This window comes from Roseomonas rosulenta (assembly GCF_016106005.1).
GTDB classification, from domain to species: domain Bacteria; phylum Pseudomonadota; class Alphaproteobacteria; order Acetobacterales; family Acetobacteraceae; genus Neoroseomonas; species Neoroseomonas rosulenta.
Genome location: NZ_JACADR010000550.1, coordinates 1 through 1,222, shown reverse-complemented (window position 1 = coordinate 1,222; position 1,222 = coordinate 1). Strand labels below are relative to the sequence as shown.

1 protein-coding gene and 1 pseudogene are annotated in these 1,222 nt (G+C 60.5%); both read left to right on the top strand.

The genetic code is table 11. The features are described 5' to 3' along the window. Positions 1–132: 132 nt before the first annotated feature. Positions 133–330 (top strand): annotated as a pseudogene (locus tag HW578_RS26775) (transposase); the annotation flags it as partial. A 115-nt stretch (positions 331–445) separates the two neighbouring features. Next, positions 446–1,147, top strand: a complete 702-nt coding sequence (locus HW578_RS26770; RefSeq protein ID WP_198373734.1) for a histidine kinase dimerization/phosphoacceptor domain -containing protein — start codon at positions 446–448, stop codon at positions 1,145–1,147. The last annotated feature ends 75 nt before the right edge of the window (positions 1,148–1,222 follow it).

The window sequence follows — 1,222 nt, the reverse complement described above, 5'->3', positions numbered from 1 at the left end:
CTACTCGCCTGACGGGAGAGGTGCGCCCACCGCACGACCGGCGGGCTCGAAGACGACCCCCAAGGCCGCTTCCAGGACACCGCCACATCTTCATCAGCCGATCACGCAGGTTTCGCAGAGCTCTCCACGGCGTGCATCCCGTCCAAGAAGAACCGCAAGCAACCCATCCCCTACGACGCGACGCTCTACCGACAGCGCCATCGCATCGAGAACATGTTCGGCCGCATCAAGGATTGGCGCCGGATAGCAACCCGCTACGACCGATGCGCCACGACCTTCTTTGGCGCCATCACGCTGGCCGCCATCGTCATCTTCTGGATCGGAGAATGAGTCCTGAGCCTAGTACGAGAGCAGTTCATGTATCGACTTCGGATCGACCAGTTGTTTACTCGCCGCTCGTGCCCGGCCAGGCGTATAGAGCGCCAGGCCGATGGAAGGGCACACTATGACGAACAACAATAAGGGCGGTCCCTTGGGCGACTATCTCGACAGTGGCGATCTCGCGGATGCGCTCGATAGCGAACATTTCAAGCAGTTTCTTGACCATATCCCTGTTGCCATCGCCGTATCAGAGTTAAGGCCGCAGGAGCGCGTCATCTACGTCAATCTGGAATTCGAACGGCTGTCCGGGCAGTCCATCGGTGAGTTGCACGGCCATCCTTGGAGCGATCTGAAGGCAATCGCGGCTGCCGAAGGCGATGATCGCTCGCTTAGCGACGCCATCACCACAGGCGAGGACCGTATCGGCAGGTTTCGGTTGGGGCGGGAGGGCATCGAAGGCGGCATCACCTCTGACGCGTGGTCAAACGTTATCGAGGACGAGAGCGGCACGGCGCTATTTCGGTTGGTGGCACTGGCGGCGGCAAATCCGGCGATCCGCACGTATGCCGAGGATCTAGAAGCCCGCATCCAGGAACGAGACATGCTTCTGCGCGAGTTGCAGCATCGCGTCAAAAACAACCTGCAGTTAATTGCTTCCCTCATTCGGATCGAAAGCTACAACACGGCAGATGACGAAGCGGGCGAATCATTTGACCGGCTCGCTGGTCGGGTCGGTGCGTTGGCGCTGCTCTACCGAGCGCTCTCGGAAGAAGATTGGACGCCTCCAGAAACCCCTCGCCCTGAAGCCGTTCGGCTGATTCACTGACGCGGATTGGCGCGGGGGATGGCGATGGTTCGGCAGCCGGGGTTCTTCGACGTGGAGGAACGGCTGCGGGAGTTG

What these genes read in the sequence shown, in the direction of transcription:
- HW578_RS26770 (WP_198373734.1), top strand. Translation starts at nt 446, where the DNA reads ATGACGAACAACAATAAGGGCGGTCCCTTGGGCGACTATCTCGACAGT.